Source organism: Halomonas sp., from assembly GCF_031581305.1.
Classification (GTDB): Bacteria; Pseudomonadota; Gammaproteobacteria; order Pseudomonadales; family Halomonadaceae; genus Halomonas.
Genome location: NZ_JAVLBC010000252.1, coordinates 1 through 3,814, shown reverse-complemented (window position 1 = coordinate 3,814; position 3,814 = coordinate 1). Strand labels below are relative to the sequence as shown.

Genomic DNA, 3,814 nt, shown 5'->3' with positions numbered 1-3,814 from the left:
CTTCTGGTGGGAGCTCGCCCGCTGGATCAACGCCAACCTGGTGGATCTGCTCTACCGCAGCGACGCCGCCAAGCTGAGCTGGCTCTCCGCCGCCAACAACCTCTACGACCGCATGGTGCTGCAGTTCGTGGAGGGGATGATGTTTCTGGTACTGCCGGGGCTCTGGGTTGGTGTGCTCGGTTGGGCAGGCATGCGGATAGGTGGTGCCCTCAGCAGCGGCATTCAGCAGGGAGGTGGAAACGCTCAGAGTGCTGGTAGCTCGGGCGGGCAGAAACTGCAGGCGAAGGGCTCTGGCGGCAGACTCTGACGTTCAGAGCCTCAGTCATCGACCCTGAGCCCTCCAGAGTAGTACCCGAACCCATCAGGACCGTCCTGCCAGCCTTCAGCATATGGATCCGAGGCGGCACTGGATGCCGGCACGTCAGTGCTCTAAGCCGTGGAAGCAGCGATGCCAGCGGCCAAGGTGACTGTGCCCGCGGTAACTGTTCCGGCTCCTCGAGCGATGCGCCGCCACCCCTCTTGGGTGGTGGCCGTTTGGATGGTGGACTTGGCCACACCAGCGGCAGATTCACGCAGTATGCGTAGCGAGCCTGTCGTGCTCGCCTGGGTATGCCAGCCATCGGACCAGCCGGCCTGCTGTTTACTGTGGTGGGCCTTTTGAGCTGCCTCGTGGCCAGCGCTGGCAGTCTGGGTTAGAAGTGATTTCAGCGCCATGGGCATCCCTCCCGTGGTACATCAGCATTTAAGCATAGCCGCTTGTATGGTGAGCCTCCACCGGGCGACGCTCAAAAGGGGTCGAGGGCAAAGGCTGAAAGGCCAAAGGCGAGAAGGGAAGGGCGCTCAAGGGGAAGGGACTTACCCAGAAAGGCAAGGAGCGCTTTCGCAAAAGGGAGAGGCAAAAGGGTTCCCCAGAATTTGTCGCTTCCTCAGCTTCTGGGAGACTAGCGGTGGACAGTATCTCTGCGACAAGTATAGTGTAATTGTATATACAATACTCTCTTCCAAGGATGCCCCATGGCTAGCACGCCACCTCTCTATCTGCAGATACAGCAGCACCTGCTGGACAGGATCACTAGCGGTGAGTGGCCAGCCCACCACCAGATTCCCCCGGAGGAGCAGCTGGCCCGGGACTTCCAGGTCAGTCGCATGACCGCCAACAAGGCGATCCGCGATCTGGTCCAGAAAGGATATCTGACTCGGCAGCCGGGGCTTGGCACCTTCGTCACCGATCGAAAGGCGGAGTCATCACTGGTCGAGGTGTACAACATCGCCGAGGAGGTGCGGTCTCGAGGGCATCGGTATGGCAACGAGGTGCTGACCTGCGCAGCGATCGACGCCGATGACGAGGTGGCGCTACGTCTCGGAGTGCGGCTCGGCAGCCGAGTCTTCCATACCCTGATCCTTCACCTCGAGAACGATGTGCCGATCCAGCTCGAGAGGCGTTTCGTCAATCCGCGCTGGGTCCCGGATTATCTCGACACCGACTTCTCCCGCCACACGCCCAATGAGGTGCTGGTGGCCGCCTGCCCCATCACCGATGTGGAACACATCGTCGAGGCGGTCCTGCCCGACCATCAGGCTGCCGAGTGGCTGGCCATCGATACCGCGAGCCCCTGCCTGAGCATGATCCGGCGCACCTGGTCGGGCGAACAGTTGATCAGCTATGCCCGACTGCTTCATCCCGGGGAGCGCTACAAGCTGCGCTCTTCGATGCATCGCGAGGCGACATGAGCGCCCCTGCGTTCTTTACCAACGCAAACGGCCGGGGATTCCCGGCCGTTTGCGGTTGCGAGTCTGGAGGCTGTGTCAGACGACCAGTGTCTGCACCAGATAGCCGGCCGGCACTGCCTGCAGCAGGTTAAGGGTCACGCGGATAAACCACACTACCAGCATGCGACCCACCGATAGCGGAATGCTGGTGGAGAGGATGCACGGGATCGAGGCCGAGAAGAACAGCACGGTGGGCACCGACACCACGCCGGCAACGATCAGCGTCAGGGCATAGAGCCCCCTGGCGTCCCCCAGCAGGGCACTCGCGCCGGTCACCATATGGTCCAAGGGGATGGTGCGCTTACCGGCGATCTCAATGGGTACGAATAAGATCAGGATGCCCAGCGCACTGGGCAGGAACAGCTTGAGCAGGGTGTCGGCAGCGGCGGGTTGCCGAGTCTGGGGTCTTGGCGATTCATGGGCATACCTCTTGTCTTGTGACGTGCGGTGACTGGGTCGGGATAGTCATCCTGCCACGACATGTATATACAAAAAGTCTAGCTAACCCGGTGTCCTCGTCTAGCGGTGCGGACTAGACATTGGTCGCATTTTTTTGCCCAAGATGGCTGTGGCCTGGAGCCATGCTAAATTATAAGCTGCTGTTTTAATAGATTTTTTATCCATTCAGGCGCCTAAGAGCGTGTGTCTTTCCCTCTGTCTCCTCTTGCGAACGCGGCTTGACGTGATCCAGCCTGCTGGGTTTAATTGTATATACATTGAGTCTGCATCCGCTGAGCCACCCTGGAGGAGGCCTCTATGTCGAACACCACCCCCAAGCGTCTCCTGTGGCGCGATATCCACGTCTTCGACGGGCTGCACACGCTGCCCGAACCCATGGCCGTCATCACCGACGGGGCGCGGGTCGCGTCGCTGGTGTCGATGCGGGAATTCGATGAAGAGATCGTGGAAGGTTGCCATGACATGGGCCGGGGCGGCGTGATGACCCCCGGCCTGGTGGACTGTCATACCCACCTGGTGTTTGGCGGTTCCCGCGCCGATGAGTTCGAGGCGCGCCTGGAAGGGGTCAGCTACGAGGAGATCGCCCGGCGTGGCGGTGGGATCCTGAGCACCGTGACAGCCACCCGGGAAGCCAGCGAGGACGAACTGCTCGAGTTGGCCAAGCCGCGCCTCGAGTCGCTGATCGCCGACGGTGTCACCACCGTGGAGGTCAAGTCCGGCTACGGCCTGACGGTCGAGGACGAGCTGAAGATGCTGCGCGTGGCGCGCCGTCTCGGCGAGGCGCTCCCCGTGCGGGTGGTGACTACCTTGCTGGGTGCCCATGCGCTGCCGCCGGAGTTCAAGGATGACAGCGACGGCTATATCGACCTGGTGTGCCAGGAGATGGTCCCGGCGGCCGCCAGCGAAGGCCTTGCCGATGCCGTCGATGTGTTCTGCGAGAAGATCGCCTTCTCGGTGGCGCAGTGCGAGCGAGTCTTCGAGGCCGCCGAGGCGCATGGCCTGCCGATCAAGGCCCACGCCGAGCAGCTCTCCAACCTGGGTGGCACCGCCATGGCGGCCCGTCACGGGGCACTCTCCGCCGATCATATCGAGTACCTCGATGAGGCCGGGATCGCCGCCATGCGCGAGGCCGGTAGTGTCGCCGTGATCCTGCCGGGGGCTTTCCACACCCTGCGAGAGACGCAGCAACCGCCCATCGCGGCACTGCGCGAGGCCGGCGTGCCCATGGCCGTGGCGACCGACGCCAACCCGGGCAGCTCGCCGCTGTTCATGCCGACCTTGATGTTGAACCTGGCCTGCACCCTGTTCCGCCTGACGCCCCAGGAGGCACTGGCCGGCATGACCGCCCATGGCGCGACTGCCCTCGGACTCAAGGGAGAAGGGCGGATCCGGGAAGGGGCCGCCGCCGACCTGTGTGTCTGGAATATCGACACCCCGGCCGCACTGGCTTATGCCGTCCAGCCCGGTCGCCTGCGTCAGCGCCTGTTTCAGGGGGAGTTGACCCATGCCGTCTGATACGTCGCTTCATCAGGATTTCGACCGCACCTTGTGGCAGGGGCGCACTGATCCCGAGCCCGACAGCGAG

The 3,814-nt window shown here is 62.7% G+C and carries 4 protein-coding genes; 3 read left to right on the top strand and 1 reads right to left on the bottom strand.

Annotated features, from left to right (window positions below):
- Positions 1 to 307: conjugal transfer protein TraG N-terminal domain-containing protein (locus RI841_RS15200; RefSeq protein ID WP_310706475.1), on the top strand; the 307-nt coding region annotated here is incomplete at its 5' end.
- A gap of 707 nt (positions 308 to 1,014) precedes the next feature.
- Positions 1,015 to 1,731, top strand: coding sequence for a histidine utilization repressor (gene hutC / locus RI841_RS15195; RefSeq protein ID WP_310706474.1), 717 nt, complete (start codon positions 1,015 to 1,017; stop codon positions 1,729 to 1,731).
- A gap of 75 nt (positions 1,732 to 1,806) precedes the next feature.
- On the opposite strand, the gene RI841_RS15190 is transcribed toward hutC, so the two are convergent.
- Positions 1,807 to 2,058 (bottom strand): hypothetical protein, encoded by a 252-nt coding sequence (locus RI841_RS15190; RefSeq protein WP_310706473.1) that lies wholly within the window; start codon positions 2,056 to 2,058, stop codon positions 1,807 to 1,809.
- A gap of 468 nt (positions 2,059 to 2,526) precedes the next feature.
- Between RI841_RS15190 and hutI the strand changes: the two genes are divergently transcribed.
- Positions 2,527 to 3,744 (top strand): imidazolonepropionase, encoded by a 1,218-nt coding sequence (gene hutI, locus RI841_RS15185; RefSeq protein WP_310706472.1) that lies wholly within the window; start codon positions 2,527 to 2,529, stop codon positions 3,742 to 3,744.
- The last annotated feature ends 70 nt before the right edge of the window (positions 3,745 to 3,814 follow it).